The following is a 14,808-nucleotide window of genomic DNA, read 5'->3' on the forward strand; positions in this document are numbered from 1 at the left end:
AAATCATTAAGGGGGTTCTAAAATGAAAATCAGGTTTTTTCTGACTGCCGCCGCCATTTTTCTACTTCCGGGATGTTCCCTGCTGGACAGCGTTGATCAATCTTTAAACTACACGCAAGAAACGTCAGCTTACATCCAAGATGCGGTCCAATTTGCCCAGACCCTTCCGGCCGCAGCGGAACAAGCGGTAACGAACCCGCAGACGGAAGAAGCGATCAAGAAAGATCTTCAAGAAATGAAAGACAATATCGCGAATTTTAACGGAATGGAAGCACCCGGATTTGCCAAAGATATTCATCAGCAGCTGGTCAGTTATAATGAGACCTTGATGACGAACATTAACGGGACACTTGAGAACTTGAACAATCCCTCGTTTGATCTGAAATCACTTACGGATTCTCCTATGATCCAGCAGATTAATGAGATGTCCAAACTACTTGAGCCGCTTAAACAACTGGGCCAATAAAAAGCATCCGGACAGCTTGCCGGTTATAAGCCTCTGGTACCGCAGGGTATCCATATACGCCGAAAGCCTGAGAAAATCCAAGTTCTAATGGATCTTTCTCAGGTTTTTTATATTAGCTTGCAGAAAATTAATGGAAAGATAAACGCGCAGGACAGATTCGTCCGCAATCATTGTATGAGGTTCACAACAGAATTGGTGTAAAATGGTATGATAAGTCTTTAATGAAATGGAGGGGGAGAAGGAATACGCTGCTGAGATTCAAGTAATCCTTTTCGCACCATGATCTGTAACATCTTGACGATATAACCCGTCTGTAGTTAGAGGTGATATGATGAAGAAAGTACTCTTGGCCGCATGGATAACTGCGGTCATGTTAAACGCCGCCGCTTGTTCGACTGAACCGGAGTCTAACGCCGAGCCTGCGGGTGTTCCTTCCGCCAACCCTGCTGCCGATCAGAATTTCCCGGACCATTTCCCGGACCCGCCTAAGAAATATCCATCCGAAACTGCTGCCCAGAATGGAGAAGTTGTATACAACCGGTCCCGGTTAGCCAACCTGGACAAATGGGATCGTTTTCTAAATAATTTGAAGAATAAGAAAGAGGACCATATCCGGCTCGTTGGTTATACCAAAGAGGGAGATGCGATTCTGGATGAGCTGAATTTTAACGGGACACGGATTAAGTATACACATGATTCGACAAGAGATATGTTTGGCAGCGGGATTAAAGAAACTACTTTTTGCAGAGACTTGAATATAAAGGCAGAAGAATCAATGGATGATGGGTTGGTTTACGTGCTGAACAACTGCGAATCGGAGGAAATCGGTTCATCTTTTAGTTTTTATGCTGCCTCAGACGATAAGAAATGACTCGCGATTGCAGACACCGGAAATAGGGAAGAGAGGCGGAGAGCCCCTCTTCCCGGTTACGAGGACGCTGTCTTATCATGGACGGTGTTCTTAACTCGATACCAATACTTATAAATTTCCGAGTAACCGATTTTTGAATAAAGTTTTAACGCCGGTTCATTATTCGAAACGACCGCTAAATAACTGTATGCTGCTCCATTATCTTTGCCCCAGTGTAACAGATTTAATATCATCTGTTCCGCGAATCCACGGTTTCTGTAACGGATATCAGTCACGATATCATATAACCCTATGTATTCTCTTTCAATAACCCCAAGACCACACGCAACCACTTGTTCTTCGTAGTAAAACGATACAAAACCCTTCTTGGTCCTGATACTCGAAAGCATACGTTTCATAACGTTCTTGTTCTCTTCATTCACTGTATTGAGCCTGCAAAAATTGTCTAACCATTCGGCAGTCATGGTTTCATTGACAGTGACCGAAGTTAATCCGGGCTCATTCAGGCTATCTAACTTCAGAGTCTGGACACTTGTGGCGTCAACCAATGAATAGCCCCTTGCTTCCAATGTGTCATCTAACTCTGCTGGGTGAACAAAAGGGGTGATTTTATAGGTGGTTGGCAAATGATTGGCCGAATACATATGCTCACATTCTTCGATTTTACGATCCAAATCAGAAGTGGAATAATGTATCGGGTTAATGGAGTTGGCCCGCTTGGTATATCCGTCCGCGAAGCGCAGCACCCATCCATCGTATAGCAGGGTAGATAAGGGCTGCCAGTGGTTTAAAGAGAGTTCTTCAATTAATTTGTTATTCATAAGTATCCTCCACATCATTTTTGTATAATAATACGTTATAATGTATAAAAATACAATCTAATGTTAGAGGATCTATACGAAACTAGTTTTATTTCCTGTGAATTCGTTCCTTGGTATACGCAGACGGCGTTTTGCCCGTTATTTTTTTGAACACACGCTGAAAATAAGAGACATCCTGGTAACCTAGAAAATCGGCAATTTCACTAACCGTGAGCAAAGAGTCTACGAGCATATAGACAGCTTTCTTCACCCGGACCGAGTGGACATAGTCGCTGATCGTTTGCCCGGTCACACGCCGGAAGAGCATAGCCGCATAATTCGGACTTGTGGAAATACAAGCTCCCAGCTCTTCCTTAGTCACTTTCTCCCGGTAATTCGTCTGAATATAAAGCTTCATCCGCTGAGCATGCTTTTCAATTTGCGGCGTTACCGGGCCGTTGTCGTGCTCTCTATTTAACAGGGCTATCACTTCTGTCACAATAGCGCTGCTGCGGATGTCGGCGTAAGCATCCTGTTCCAGCCATTCGGTGTAAGCCCGGCGGACTCGTTCCAGCACAAATTCAAGCATGCCTGTTTTCATAGTAATCCACGATGTCAGGTTTAAGAGCGGAAGAGCAAGCGGCTGATCCAGCCGTAGAGTTAGCACGTATTTATCGTGAAGAATGGTTGGAATACTTTTGGCATAAAAGGCAAGGGATGAGGGCAGGAGGAGCAGATCCCCTTTTTCCAGAATAACCTTGTCACCTTCGATCCAATATATACATTTACCGTAAGTAACCAGAATGAGCGCTACTTCCTGCTCGGCAACCGAGGTGTTGTCCAAATACCAGTCTGTGCCGCGATCGTGCCGGATGTCCCGAATTGTCAGCATAGTATCCACTTCCTAAAAGAGTACTAGAGTACATAGAGTGTATTATAGTTTATTTTCTCTCGATTCATTCCGAATTACAATAGGAGCATCACAACCATTTTAATTGCCAAAGGATGGATATGTACAATGCGCAGAACAAAAATTGTTTGCACCATGGGACCTTCCAGCAGTTCTGTTGATGTTTTGAAAAGTATGATTGCAGCAGGCATGAATGTGGCAAGGCTTAACATGGCCCACGGAGAACTGGAGCAGCACAGCGAGCAAATCAAACGGATCCGGCAGGCGGAGAAAGAGACAGGGAGTATCGTTCCCGTTCTGATGGATATTAAAGGACCGGAGATTCGTATTGGCCTATTGAAAGAAGCATCCTGCGAATTAGTGGCCGGGGATACATTAACCTTAACGAGTGACGAGATACAAGGCGATGCGGCAAGAATTTCAGTGAACTACAAAGATCTGCCCGAAGTAATTAAGCCGGGCGACAAAATTCTGATCGACGATGGATTGATTGAATTACGTGTAACTAGCGTAAACGGCACGGAAATTCACTGTCTGATTAGGAATGGCGGTACGCTTAAACCGAGAAAAGGCGTCAATCTCCCGGGGATACGGACCACCCTGCCGGGAGTAACGGACCGGGATATCCGGCATATCGAATTCGGGATCGAAGAGAATATTGATATCATTGCGATGTCTTTCGTTAGAAAAGCGGAGGATGTGCTTACCGTGCGGCAGCTGTTGGAAGAGCGCGGCTGCGGACATATCCAGATTATATCCAAAATCGAGAACCAGGAAGGCGTCGATGAACTGGAAGCCATCGTGGAAGCCTCGGACGGCATTATGGTTGCCCGTGGAGATCTTGGCGTGGAGATTCCGGTGGAGGACGTGCCGGTTATCCAGAAGTGGATGATCGAGACGTGCAGCAAAGCGGGCAAGCCTGTTATTGTGGCTACGCAGATGCTGGATTCGATGCAGCAGAATCCCCGGCCTACCCGCGCAGAAGTAAGCGACGTGGCGAATGCGGTGCTGGAGGGAGCGGACGCCGTGATGCTGTCCGGCGAAACAGCAGCCGGCAGATATCCGGTTGAATCGGTGCTCATGATGGCAACGGTTGCGGTGAAAGCGGAATCGCTGTATCTCCAGAATGAGCAGAGGATCTCCGTCATGCCTCCTTCCGAGCAGACGATCACCGAAATCATCAGCAGCGCAGCAGTCGGTGCAGCGGCCGCGCTTCAGGCGAAAGCGATCCTGATTCCGACGGAGAGCGGTTTTACACCGCGGATGGTATCCAAGCACCGGCCCAAATCGCCGATCCTGGCGGTAACGCGGAGCGAGCAGGTACTGCGCCGGATGTGCCTGCTGTGGGGAGTCACTCCGCTCAAGGGCGAGACCGTGCAGTCTACCGATGATATGTTCGAGCAGGCGGTTAACAGCGGCCTGCAAAGCGGCTTACTTGTAAAGGGAGACTACACCGTTATCACAGCAGGAGTACCGATCGGCGAGTCCGGTTCGACTAACTTGATCAAAATCAAGCAGGTGTAAGAGAGCAAGCAAGAAGAGATACACAGTCGCTTCAGCACGAGTTGCTGCATGAAGCCGCCTTATTTTCCGGGCGGCTCTTTCTTGTGCTTGAATGGTTATTCATACACCATAACCCAGTATTTTTCTTGCGGTGTACCTTCTTCAACAACTTTTTTCCACCCTTGATTCTCATAGAATTTCATTGCTTGGTGATTTTCAGATACACATTTTAGTGTCAACGGTGTATTCATTGTTTCTGCGGCAGCACGAAGCAGCCGGGTGCCGACTCCCTTACCTGAACAATCCGGATGAACGAACAGAAGATGAATAAAGTTATCTGGCAAGTACAAGGAAGTGAAGCCCAGGATGTGATGATCTTCTTCTGCTACAAGAATAGACTCTCCCCCAGTATGTGTATCGAAGTCTCCTAATGACATGTCTTCCTTATTCGCCCATTCAAAACTGTTACGGCGTGATACCAGGTAAATGCCTCTTAATGCGGGATAATCGAATTCATTTGCCAATCGAATTTTCAAAATTTCACCTTACTTTCTTTTATAGAAGTTTTATTTTAATCTTATACATAGAGAGATTGGATGATCATTAGAATCAGGCGGAGTGAATCATCTAAAACAGAGCTGGAATCGAGGACAGATATGAGAATTGAAATCGAAGATATGAGTATAGAGATGAATATTGAATACGGTAATAGAACGAAGATAGCCATTCATATAGATTCGGTAGGTCTGCTGACAGTTAAAGTTCCCAATGATACAAGCCAAGACATCATTGTAAGCACAGTGCAGCGTCACGGGAAACAGATTTTGAAGAAATTACAGAGTATGTCGGCGGCCAGGGAAACACCTAAACCGAGAGAATATCAGGATAAAGGAAAGTTTCTTTACTTAGGGAAAGAATATTTCCTGCATGAGCTGATCGGGACGGACGGGTTAAGTGAGGATGAACTTAAAAAAAATCTCAAGAAGTTTTATTTTACAAGCTGCAAGAACATCGTAGAGAAACAAATCAAACAGTACCAAGGGCTTCTGAAAGTGAAGCCTAAATCGATTGAGGTGATCGAGTCTAAGACCAAGTGGGGAAGCTGCAGTTCGGGTAAAAAGGTATGTTTTAATTACCGGCTGGCCATGGCTCCTATTGAAGTCATCAATTACGTGGTCATTCATGAGCTGTGCCATCTGATTCATATGAATCATGATCGCTCATTTTGGAGACGCGTGGGAAGTATTATGCCTGATTATAAAGAGAAAGAAGCCTATTTAGCAAGGCACGGACAATTTATGACACTTTAAACTAGAATGGCAAAAAGAGGTCTGCGAGACCTCTTTTTCATTTTGGATTAGGCTGTACATGCTCCTCTATCTGGTGATCGAATAGACCGTTCCACACAGTCTGCCTGTTATCCGGTAAACATCCCCCATGGAGACTGCATCAACAGGAGCATCCAGACAATTATTAACGTGAGATAAGGATAGGGGGAAAGGCCTTGTGCCTGCGGCGCCGTTGCCTATGTGAAGCAGGAAGTCTCTGTAACCGGGAGGCAGAACAATGCCGGCTTGCGATTCGAACTGATCCACTTGTTTCTTGGATAGTGTCGGATTCAGCACATAAGGACAATCGCCTTGGAAAAGTTCCCTGTACTTCTCCAGCATGGATGTAACTTTCGGAATAAATTCGTTTGTTGCAGGGGCTGGTCTTGTTGTAAAGAGTTGTGTGAGTTTAGCGAGTGATTTTTTTATGTCGAACACCCCATTGAAGAATTTCATTGTATGAGCATCTTACCATATTCTTCCGAGCGGGGACGATGCCTTTTTCAAGAACGGAATGATCTAGTCACAAACTATTGCCTTTTCGTGTGATTGTAATCACTCAGAGCAAATTTGGGGGCCTCTATACTTAATTTGTAGAGTCTATTCTGCTTGTCGAAAGGGGAAAACCAACCATGCTAAGTGAAAAAACAATTGCCATTATAAAATCGACTGTGCCCGTATTAGAAATTCACGGGGAAGCCATTACTAGACGTTTTTATAAGCTTCTGTTTACTAATCATCCCGAACTGCTGAATGTGTTCAATCATGCCAACCAACTGCAGGGCAGACAGCAGGCAGCCCTTGCCAATGCGGTATATGCCGCCGCTGTTCATATTGATCATTTAGAGGCCATTCTTCCTGCCGTTAAGCAAATTGCCCATAAACACCGCAGTCTGGGAATTAAACCGGAAAGTTATCCGATTGTCGGAGAGAACTTGCTTGCGGCTATTCAGGATGTTCTGGGTGATTCCGCTACGGAAGAAATTTTGCAAGCGTGGGGAGAGGCTTACGGAGTCATTGCGGCGGCTTTTATCGGCGTTGAGTCGGATCTTTATCAGGAATCCGCACAGCAAACCGGTGGATGGAGTGACTATCGTGCTTTTCTGATTGACCGGAAAGTGCAGGAAAGCGATGTAATTACGTCCTTCTATCTCGCTCCACAAGACGGGAAGGCGATTGCAAGCTTTGAACCCGGACAATACGTCAGTGTACGGATGAACATTCCCGGAGAACCTTACACACACATTCGGCAGTACAGTCTCTCTGATGCCCCCGGTAAACCTTACTATCGGATTTCTGTCAAAAGAGAGGATGGGCAGGGAACGGTTCCCGCCGGCAAACTATCGGTTTACTTACATGAAAAGATGCAGGAAGGAGACATAGTCTGGTTGTCTGCTCCGGCCGGTGACTTTACTCTTAAACAAAATGATGAAAGACCCGTCGTATTAATTAGCGGGGGTGTAGGACTGACGCCGATGATAAGTATGCTGAATACACTCGTCGAATCAGAGTGCCCAAGGCACATCACGTTCATTCATGCGGCACAGAACGGTACTGTCCACGCCATGAAGGAACATGTAGACAGTCTTTGTAAAGCATATCCGATGTTGTCTGTACACTATTGTTATGAGAAGCCGACTAGTGAAGACATCGAATCAAGCACATTTGCCAAAGAAGGCTATATAGATTCCGCTTGGCTGAAAACAGTTATACCCACGACCGATGCAAACTTTTACTTCTGCGGACCGCAGCCTTTTATGAAAACCGTGCATCATGCCCTTCGTTCCATGAATGTAGCGGCGTCGGATGCCCATTATGAATTTTTCGGTCCAGCCGGAAGTCTGGAGGATTGAGAACGAAGAATCCGGTTTACGGTTTCACGCCGGAGGCCGATTAACTGGCCGATCTCATCTTGGGTGAGCACATCGGTCAATACAGCGGGGAAGATCAGTTTCTCAAGCCATTGCTGCAGCTTCATTATTTTGTCCAAGGGAGTAATTTGCGTTAACTGGTCGATCCGCTGCTGCATCATACGCAGCTTGTCCTGCAGCAGAAGAGCAATTTCCCGGGACTTCGCCGGGTCCTGAGCTACCGCCTGGTACCACTCATTAGGAGAGATAACATCGATCTCGCAGGTTACCAGGGCGATGGCGGTTCCATGATAAGCATTTGGACTTACGAGAGAGTGATGGGGAATGATTTCGTCAGCGACAATTATATTCATAAGAAAGGGACTTCCATCTTCGTGAACCCGGACAATTTTAAGTAAACCTTTCCTGACCTGATAGAGCGGTCCGCTTTCTCCTTGGCGGAACAAAGTTTCGCCCTTATGCAACAACATGGTTAACACCCCGGTTGAATGGTTTTTTCTGAAAAATTAATCGCAACACTGGCAGTGTAATCGTATCAAATGAAGGACGGGGAAGCAATTTGCAGGAAGACAACCTGCCTATTGCTTCCCCGTTCTTTTGAATTTTATATGGGTTAGGGAGAGGTGTATGTTTTTGTTTAAAAGACGTGAAATAAAATATTATACTTTTAAAAAAATATGAAATATTATTTCATTTTTTTAATTATGGCGTATAATAAGAAGAGGTCGTTTTTATAAAAGCTAGATTGTAATCGTTTTCAAAACCAACTAATGACAAGCGGGGTGACCTGAAATGAACACGATTGAATACCGGCATTACTTGCCGGGCGACGAGCAGGAACTTGTATCTCTTTGGAATGTATGCCTGAGTCAAGACCCGATTACCGAGGTGCGTTTTCGCAAGCTGGTGCTGCTTGACCCTAACTTTGATCCGCAGGGAATGCGGATTGCGGCTATAGGCGAGACCATAGTGGGCTGCTTCTACGCGATCCGGAGATTGCTTCCAATGATAGGCACAGAACTGGAGCCGGACAAAGGCTGGATTCCTTTCTTCTTCGTCCATCCTGAGTTTCACAGGCAAGGAATAGCTGCGCGGTTATTGGCGGATGCGGAAGATTTCCTCCGGCAGCATAACCGGGAGAAGATATACTTCTCAGCTTATGCACCCAACTATATTGTGCCGGGAATCGATCCGGACGCCTATGCGTCAGGTGCAGCTTTTCTCCAAAAGTCCGCATTCGGACGCTTATATACCGCTGTTGCGATGGACTATTCGCTTGTGGGCTTCGAATATCCCGAGGAAATACGCAGCCTCAAGCAGCAGCGCATCAGCGAAGGGTATTCCTTCTCGGTGCTGACAGATCGCGATCTCGTTGAGCTGATCGAATTTACAACGAAAGAATTTAATCCCGATTGGGGACGCGCAATCCGTGAGGGACTCCTTCAGAGCTTAAGCATGTCTCAGATTCTGATAGCCAGACAGAATGATAAAATGGTAGGTTTCTGCCTGCACGGTGCTTATGAGGGTGTCCGTGAACGCTTTGGTCCGTTTGGGGTCGATGAGAGCCAGCGCGGTAAAGGCATCGGCAAGATTCTCTTGTACGATTGTCTTCATAACATGAGGGCTCAGGGGCTGCACGGAGCCTGGTTTCTGTGGACCGGAGAGCAAAGTCCGGCGGGACAATTGTACAAGAAAGTCGGATTCAGCGTGACGCGCCGTTTTGATGTCGTCTGCAAGACACTGTAAGGGCATACATTCGAATGCACGAATCCTAACCATCCTAAATGAAGCTGAGACAGGAGAGAACAACTATGAATGATACCAATCAGAAACAGCATATTCTGGCAATCGGGGCACACGCAGGAGATCAGGAGCTGACAGCCGGGGCCGTTCTGGCCAAGTACGTGATGAATGGACATAAGGCGACACTTCTTCATCTGACACCCGGGGAAAAAGGTCACAAAATGCTGTCCGCAGAAGATTATGCAAAGCAAAAAATCGAAGAAGCGCACAAATTCGGAGATACGATCGGAGCCGATGTCCGCTTCCTGGATTACAAAGATGCAGAACTGCCGCTCGACGAAACCGTCAAATATCAGGTTGCGGATATTATCCGGGAGCTGAAACCGAGTATCGTCATTACCCACTGGTCGAGAAGCATGCATAAAGACCACGAGAATACGCATCACATTGTACAGGATGCCCGCCTGTACGCAGCGTTAGAGGCTATCAAACGCGATCTGCCGAACCACCGGATTAAGCAGCTGTACTATTCCGAGAACTGGGAAGACATGTACGGATTTAATCCGGAGGTCTTCATTGATATACCGGAGGATGCTTTTGAGAAATGGATCGCCGGTCTGAACTGCTACGCATTCGCCAGAGGCGAGACCGGATTCCCGTATATCGATTACTACAAAGCGCTTACGGTTGTTCGCGGAGTGGTCAACGGGTTCAAACGCGCTCAGGCGTTTGCGGTAGGCCCGGCGGGCGTGCATCAGCGCCTGCAATATTTTAACTAACAGGCCATCTCATCTGCTAACCGCTGACTAGAGCCCTGTGGCACAGAAGACATAGAGTGTCCTGCGCTAACCAAGACCAGCTTGACAACTGGTCTTCTTTCTCATACGATCTGAGCTGCTGGTGTGTGATAGTGGTGTGTAATAGACAACAGAAGGAGTTGACGACCGTGGAATTGGATATGCTTTGCACCAGGATGAATCTTGACCCGGTACGTATTCGCTGCGCGCTTCAATTGTTAGACAAAGAAGTGGAAGAAGGCAATATACCGGGGGCCGTTGTAGCGATAGGCAGGCAGGGACAATTGCTGGAATACGTGACCGGGAAGGCCATGGATAATAAGGTCAGCAAACACGGTGATTTGCCGGCTGCTGCACATACCTTATACGATACGGCTTCCCTCACGAAAGTTGTGGTTACGCTTCCACTGATCCTTTTTCTCCTGGAAGAAGGAAAGTTGCGGTTGGATGACAAGCTGAGCCTGTTCTTTGACGAATTCAAAGAAGGGGTCAAAGCGGATATAAACGTGCGGCACCTGTTGACCCATACGGCGGGTTTCGTTTCGGCTCCGGATTTGTACTCGCACGGATGGACGCGGGAGGAGATCATTCAATTTGTGCTCCGGCAGCAGCCGGTCACAGCTCCGGGTTCGAAGGTCGAATACAGTGATCTCGGATATATTATCCTCGGTCAACTCATCGAGCTGTTATTCGGGGAGCCGCTTGAACAGCTCGCTTACTCCCGGATATTCGCGCCTCTGGGTATGACGGATTCGATGTTCTGTCCTCCGGCGGAGATTCGGGATCGTGCTGCGGCCACCGAACATTATGCTAACGAGGATGAGCCGCGCTGGGGCGTTGTGCATGATGAGAATGCTTATGCGATGGGCGGAATCGGAGGGCATGCCGGGTTATTCTCAACAGCCCGAGATCTTCACCGCTACGCACAGTTATGGCTGGAGGACGGAGTTCTTAACGGGCACAGGCTGCTTTCCCAAGCTTCGTTAAGGGCCTCCGTCTATAATTTAACTCCAGGCACCCCAGGTGGCAGCAGAGGACTCGGCTGGGCACTAAAAGGAGATAAGTTGGATGCTTCCGGGGATCTTCTTTCTGCGGCAACTTATGGCCATACCGGTTATACGGGTACCAGCCTCTATGTCGATCCCGAATCCAAACTGACCATCGTGCTGCTGACGAACCGGGTTCATTACGGCAGAACCAAATCCGTTGTCCGTCTTCGTGCTTTGTTACATAATTGTATAGCTAGTGCCGTATTGGACTAACGGTTCAAAAAGTTGCAGGTTTACAAATAAAACAAACTCCTGACAGGTTGTTCTGCGTCAGGAGTTTGTTTTATTACGTGTAAGGTGTGCCAATCTAATTATCCTTTGGTGCCGGTCATCGCAATCCCTTCAATAAAGTAGCGCTGGAAGAAGATGAACATGAGAATCATCGGCAGGGTAGCCAGAAGTGCGCCGGCCATGAGAAGCGGATAGTCGGTGCCGTACTGGCCTTGGAACGTGGCGATCCCCACGGGCAGCACCCGCATGCTGTCCGAACTGGTCATAATCAGAGGAAAGAAGAAATCGTTCCACGCCGCAAGAATCGTAAAGATGGCCAGTGCGACTAAAGCCGGCTTGGAGAGCGGCAGATAAATCCGCCAGTAGATGCCGAATAAGCTGCAGCCGTCGATTTTGGCCGCTTCATCCAAATCTTTGGGCAGTCCCATAAAGAACTGCCGCAGCAGGAAAGTGCCGAATGCGCTGAAAATCCCCGGGACGATCAGGGCATAGAAGGTATCCAGCCATCTGAACTGCTGCATCAGAATGAAGTTAGGTATGAGCACGACCTGCGAAGGGACCATGAGTACGCTCAGAATGGCAAAGAACAGGATGTTCTTACCCGGAAAGCGAAGACGGGCGAAAGCAAAAGCTGCCAGGGAGCACAAGATCAGTTGGCCTATGGTCCGGCCGGCGGTCACAAAGATAGAGTTCAGGTAGTACCGCCCGAAGTTATTTTTACTCCACACTTTGGTGAAGTTTTCAAACTGCCATGTGCCGGGAAATATTTCTGGTGGAACTTTTAAAGATTCCGGCAGTGTTTTGAATGAAGTCAGCACCATCCATAAGAATGGGAGAATCATAACCGCGGACCCTAGAAGAAGCAGAATATGAACAGCCGCATGGCCGGATTTTACTTTTACACGGGTAGTAGGGGTCACAGGTATACCTCCTTATTCGTAATGAACCCATTTTTTTTGAAAATACATCTGGACAAGTGTAATGGTCATCAGTACGACGGAAAGTACCCACGCCTGAGCAGAAGCATAGCCCAAATGGAAGAACTTGAAACCCTGTTCCCAAATACTGAAAACGGCCGTGCGTGTATAGGTCAGCATGGATTGGTCCTTGCCCATCATCATGTAAATCAGATCAAAAACCTGAAGCGAATTAATAAATGAAATGATGAGTACGAAGAACAGACTGGGAGAAAGCAGCGGTACCGTAATATGTATAAAGTTGCGCCAGCCTCCGGCGCCGTCCAGGGATGAGGCTTCATAATAGGTTCTTGAAATTCCTTGCAGACCTGAGAGCAGAATAATCGCATTATACCCGATGCCCGACCACACACTGACCAGAATAATGCTAAAAAGAGCGAGTTTGGGATCGAACAGCCAGTTAGGCTGCGGTAGATGAAGGAATCCCAACAGTTGATTGAAGAGCCCGAAATCCGAATTATAGAGCCAGCGCCAAACCATACCGATGGCAACCGGCATCGTGACGACAGGGATAAAGAATAACGTTCGATAAATGGGCAGGCCGCGGATCGGCTGGTTAAGAAGAACGGCCACAATTGTCGCACAGACTATGGATAGGGGAACGGAACCGGCTGTAAACAAGAACGTATTCCACATGGACCGCAGGAAGTCTTCATCCTTTACTAGTGCTGCGAAGTTATCCAAACCGACAAAGCTCGCTCTGGAGAGACCGTCCCAGTCAAAGAACGACAGTACCAGAGAACCGATTGCGGGCACCATATAAAAGACAGCCAGACCGAGTACGACCGGCGCTATGAAAACATAAGCCCATAGAGCTTCCTGTTTGGACATGCTGAAACGTCTTGATTTTGGCAGTGGTTTGGCTGTCATCTTGGTGTCCGGGCCGGTAGTTTGCCTCATTTCGCCACCTCCTTTTCCTTATCCAGCAGGGTATTCATTTTCTCAGCGATTTTATCCGTAGCCGCTTCAATGGTTTTCATGCCCCGCATGGCTTCCTGTATTTCTTTGGTTTCAACGCTTTGCCATTCCGCAGTATATTTGGATATGGGGTAGGGCGCTGCAAACTCAATACTGTCTACGAACACCTTGAGATTTAACGATGGAATGGATTGTAACCATTCTTCCTGAGCGCCTTCATAGGCTGGTATACTGAACCCGGATTGGGCCAATTTCATGGAACCTTCCTCGCCGGCCAGCGTTGTAATGAGATCCCAGGCGGCTTGTTCGTGTGCGGTATTCTCGTTAATGGCCCAGCTCAAGCCGTGGACAATCCCGGCTTTCTCCTTACCTTTCGGAAGCGGAGCGATTCCAAGCTTATCCCCGAGCATTTGATGCAATTCCGGCGCTTTGATTGAGATAGCCTGTGTCATAGCAGCCTTGCCGGAACCGAACATTTCGACATGTCCTGTCTCGAGCTGCTGGCGTGCATCCGGCGATATCCCTTCGTCCATAAGCTGTTTCATCCACTTCAAGGCCGCTTGGGATTCAGGAAGATTGAACCCGGATTTACTTTTGTCTTCATTAATAACATAGCCGCCAGCCTGGTGAATGACGTTATAATATCCGTCCTGATTGGAAATCGGTGCAATAAATCCGTAAATTCCCTTCTCTTGCTGAGTTAAATCACCCGCGATTGCTTTCAGTTTGTCCCAATCCCAGGTTTCGTCCGGATAAGGAATACCAGCCTGATCGAAAATTTCTTTGTTATAAAAGAGACCGACGTTATCCAGGAAATAGGGGAGGCCGTACAATTTATTCTCATAGGAATACATATCGGTTAGTGTTTGTGTGTAATTCTCTTTTTTAATCCCGTCGGCTTCCATCAAAGGGCCGAGATCCTTCAATAAGTTAGCGCTTACATATTGATAAAAATTCGGCCCGTTCATCCAGAAAACATCGGGTCCGCTTTTACCCGCCAAGCTCGTCCGAAGCTTACTCCAATAGTCGCTAAACGGTGTATACGTCACTTTGACCTGTACATTAGGATGTTCTTTCTTATACCGGATTAAGGCTTCGTTCACAACTGCGGACAGATTCTCGTCCCAAAGAGCGAGATCAAGCGTAATTTTACCGGAATTCTGGGTATCAGCTTCTGAACTGCAGCCGGCTATAGGCAGCAAGACCAAATGAGCGGACAAAAGGACCGTTACAGCCCGTTTGTATGGGATCATGGGTGTTCCCCCTTTTCTGGATGTGATGGTTAGATCGGTTCAAGGATTAATTTCTGGTAATAAAATTCATCAAAACTTGAAATTTAGAATA

16 protein-coding genes are annotated in these 14,808 nt (G+C 47.3%); 8 read left to right on the top strand and 8 right to left on the bottom strand.

Annotated elements, in window-relative coordinates; all coding sequences use genetic code 11:
• Positions 1–22 precede the first annotated feature (22 nt).
• Together EDM21_RS21460 and EDM21_RS21465 are read left to right on the top strand one after the other, a co-directional pair.
• Positions 23–466 (top strand): DUF6376 family protein, encoded by a 444-nt coding sequence (locus tag EDM21_RS21460; RefSeq protein WP_157338477.1) that lies wholly within the window; start codon positions 23–25, stop codon positions 464–466.
• A 331-nt stretch (positions 467–797) separates the two neighbouring features.
• Positions 798–1,337, top strand: coding sequence for a DUF4362 domain-containing protein (locus EDM21_RS21465; RefSeq protein ID WP_166542125.1), 540 nt, complete (start codon positions 798–800; stop codon positions 1,335–1,337).
• A gap of 56 nt (positions 1,338–1,393) precedes the next feature.
• Here EDM21_RS21465 and EDM21_RS21470 read toward each other — a convergent pair whose 3' ends face one another.
• Positions 1,394–2,158, bottom strand: a complete 765-nt coding sequence (locus EDM21_RS21470) for a GNAT family N-acetyltransferase (protein WP_157338479.1) — start codon at positions 2,156–2,158, stop codon at positions 1,394–1,396.
• Positions 2,159–2,246: 88 nt separating this feature from the next.
• Positions 2,247–3,029, bottom strand: a complete 783-nt coding sequence (locus EDM21_RS21475; RefSeq protein WP_157338480.1) for a helix-turn-helix domain-containing protein — start codon at positions 3,027–3,029, stop codon at positions 2,247–2,249.
• Positions 3,030–3,155: 126 nt separating this feature from the next.
• Between EDM21_RS21475 and pyk the strand changes: the two genes are divergently transcribed.
• Positions 3,156–4,571, top strand: a complete 1,416-nt coding sequence (pyk, locus tag EDM21_RS21480) for a pyruvate kinase (RefSeq protein WP_157338481.1) — start codon at positions 3,156–3,158, stop codon at positions 4,569–4,571.
• Positions 4,572–4,666: 95 nt separating this feature from the next.
• Here the strand turns inward: pyk and EDM21_RS21485 are convergent, their stop codons facing one another.
• Entirely contained in the window at positions 4,667–5,086 is a 420-nt protein-coding gene (locus EDM21_RS21485) for a GNAT family N-acetyltransferase (RefSeq protein ID WP_157338482.1), read from the bottom strand.
• A 120-nt stretch (positions 5,087–5,206) separates the two neighbouring features.
• Between EDM21_RS21485 and EDM21_RS21490 the strand changes: the two genes are divergently transcribed.
• Entirely contained in the window at positions 5,207–5,860 is a 654-nt protein-coding gene (locus EDM21_RS21490) for a M48 family metallopeptidase (protein ID WP_157338504.1), read from the top strand.
• 66 nt (positions 5,861–5,926) lie between these two features.
• Here EDM21_RS21490 and EDM21_RS21495 read toward each other — a convergent pair whose 3' ends face one another.
• Positions 5,927–6,334, bottom strand: coding sequence for an SMI1/KNR4 family protein (locus EDM21_RS21495; RefSeq protein WP_157338483.1), 408 nt, complete (start codon positions 6,332–6,334; stop codon positions 5,927–5,929).
• A gap of 176 nt (positions 6,335–6,510) precedes the next feature.
• Between EDM21_RS21495 and hmpA the strand changes: the two genes are divergently transcribed.
• Positions 6,511–7,731 carry an NO-inducible flavohemoprotein gene (hmpA, locus tag EDM21_RS21500; RefSeq protein WP_157338484.1) on the top strand — a complete coding sequence of 407 codons (1,221 nt, stop codon included), beginning with the start codon at positions 6,511–6,513 and terminating at the stop codon, positions 7,729–7,731.
• Here the strand turns inward: hmpA and EDM21_RS21505 are convergent.
• On the bottom strand, positions 7,692–8,219 hold the full coding sequence (locus EDM21_RS21505) for a Crp/Fnr family transcriptional regulator (RefSeq protein WP_157338485.1): 528 nt from the start codon (positions 8,217–8,219) through the stop codon (positions 7,692–7,694). The two genes, hmpA and EDM21_RS21505, sit on opposite strands and share 40 nt — an antisense overlap.
• Before the next feature lie 322 nt (positions 8,220–8,541).
• On the opposite strand from EDM21_RS21505, the gene EDM21_RS21510 reads away from it, so the two are divergent.
• The 3 genes from EDM21_RS21510 to EDM21_RS21520 all read left to right on the top strand — a co-directional run bounded on the left by EDM21_RS21510 (position 8,542) and on the right by EDM21_RS21520 (position 11,551).
• Positions 8,542–9,495, top strand: a complete 954-nt coding sequence (locus tag EDM21_RS21510; protein WP_157338487.1) for a GNAT family N-acetyltransferase — start codon at positions 8,542–8,544, stop codon at positions 9,493–9,495.
• 65 nt (positions 9,496–9,560) lie between these two features.
• Complete coding sequence (locus EDM21_RS21515; RefSeq protein WP_157338488.1) at positions 9,561–10,271, top strand: PIG-L deacetylase family protein; 711 nt, start codon at positions 9,561–9,563, stop codon at positions 10,269–10,271.
• Between the two features lie 167 nt (positions 10,272–10,438).
• On the top strand, positions 10,439–11,551 hold the full coding sequence (locus EDM21_RS21520) for a serine hydrolase domain-containing protein (protein ID WP_338044033.1): 1,113 nt from the start codon (positions 10,439–10,441) through the stop codon (positions 11,549–11,551).
• 98 nt (positions 11,552–11,649) lie between these two features.
• On the opposite strand, the gene EDM21_RS21525 is transcribed toward EDM21_RS21520, so the two are convergent.
• The 3 genes from EDM21_RS21525 to EDM21_RS21535 all read right to left on the bottom strand — a co-directional run bounded on the left by EDM21_RS21525 (position 11,650) and on the right by EDM21_RS21535 (position 14,717).
• Positions 11,650–12,411 (bottom strand): carbohydrate ABC transporter permease, encoded by a 762-nt coding sequence (locus EDM21_RS21525; RefSeq protein ID WP_157338506.1) that lies wholly within the window; start codon positions 12,409–12,411, stop codon positions 11,650–11,652.
• Positions 12,412–12,501: 90 nt separating this feature from the next.
• The gene (locus EDM21_RS21530) at positions 12,502–13,446 is read right to left on the bottom strand and encodes a carbohydrate ABC transporter permease (protein WP_235918316.1); all 945 of its coding nucleotides are present in this window, start codon (positions 13,444–13,446) and stop codon (positions 12,502–12,504) included.
• On the bottom strand, positions 13,443–14,717 hold the full coding sequence (locus EDM21_RS21535; RefSeq protein ID WP_157338489.1) for an ABC transporter substrate-binding protein: 1,275 nt from the start codon (positions 14,715–14,717) through the stop codon (positions 13,443–13,445). Before EDM21_RS21535 ends, EDM21_RS21530 begins: the two co-directional genes overlap by 4 nt.
• Between the last annotated feature and the right edge of the window lie 91 nt (positions 14,718–14,808).

Origin of the sequence: Paenibacillus lutrae, assembly GCF_009757775.1 — a bacterium.
Taxonomy (GTDB): domain Bacteria; phylum Bacillota; class Bacilli; order Paenibacillales; family NBRC-103111; genus Paenibacillus_F; species Paenibacillus_F lutrae.

Excerpts from the sequence above, each read along its gene's own strand:
- EDM21_RS21530 (WP_235918316.1), bottom strand. The coding sequence starts at position 13,446 with ATGAGGCAAACTACCGGCCCGGACACCAAGATGACAGCCAAACCACTG.
- EDM21_RS21525 (WP_157338506.1), bottom strand. The coding sequence starts at position 12,411 with ATGATTCTCCCATTCTTATGGATGGTGCTGACTTCATTCAAAACACTG.
- EDM21_RS21470 (WP_157338479.1), bottom strand. The coding sequence starts at position 2,158 with ATGAATAACAAATTAATTGAAGAACTCTCTTTAAACCACTGGCAGCCC.
- EDM21_RS21490 (WP_157338504.1), top strand. The coding sequence starts at position 5,207 with ATGAGAATTGAAATCGAAGATATGAGTATAGAGATGAATATTGAATAC.
- EDM21_RS21475 (WP_157338480.1), bottom strand. The coding sequence starts at position 3,029 with ATGCTGACAATTCGGGACATCCGGCACGATCGCGGCACAGACTGGTAT.
- EDM21_RS21535 (WP_157338489.1), bottom strand. The coding sequence starts at position 14,717 with ATGATCCCATACAAACGGGCTGTAACGGTCCTTTTGTCCGCTCATTTG.
- pyk (WP_157338481.1), top strand. The coding sequence starts at position 3,156 with ATGCGCAGAACAAAAATTGTTTGCACCATGGGACCTTCCAGCAGTTCT.
- hmpA (WP_157338484.1), top strand. The coding sequence starts at position 6,511 with ATGCTAAGTGAAAAAACAATTGCCATTATAAAATCGACTGTGCCCGTA.
- EDM21_RS21495 (WP_157338483.1), bottom strand. The coding sequence starts at position 6,334 with ATGAAATTCTTCAATGGGGTGTTCGACATAAAAAAATCACTCGCTAAA.
- EDM21_RS21510 (WP_157338487.1), top strand. The coding sequence starts at position 8,542 with ATGAACACGATTGAATACCGGCATTACTTGCCGGGCGACGAGCAGGAA.
- EDM21_RS21515 (WP_157338488.1), top strand. The coding sequence starts at position 9,561 with ATGAATGATACCAATCAGAAACAGCATATTCTGGCAATCGGGGCACAC.
- EDM21_RS21505 (WP_157338485.1), bottom strand. The coding sequence starts at position 8,219 with ATGTTGTTGCATAAGGGCGAAACTTTGTTCCGCCAAGGAGAAAGCGGA.
- EDM21_RS21460 (WP_157338477.1), top strand. The coding sequence starts at position 23 with ATGAAAATCAGGTTTTTTCTGACTGCCGCCGCCATTTTTCTACTTCCG.
- EDM21_RS21465 (WP_166542125.1), top strand. The coding sequence starts at position 798 with ATGAAGAAAGTACTCTTGGCCGCATGGATAACTGCGGTCATGTTAAAC.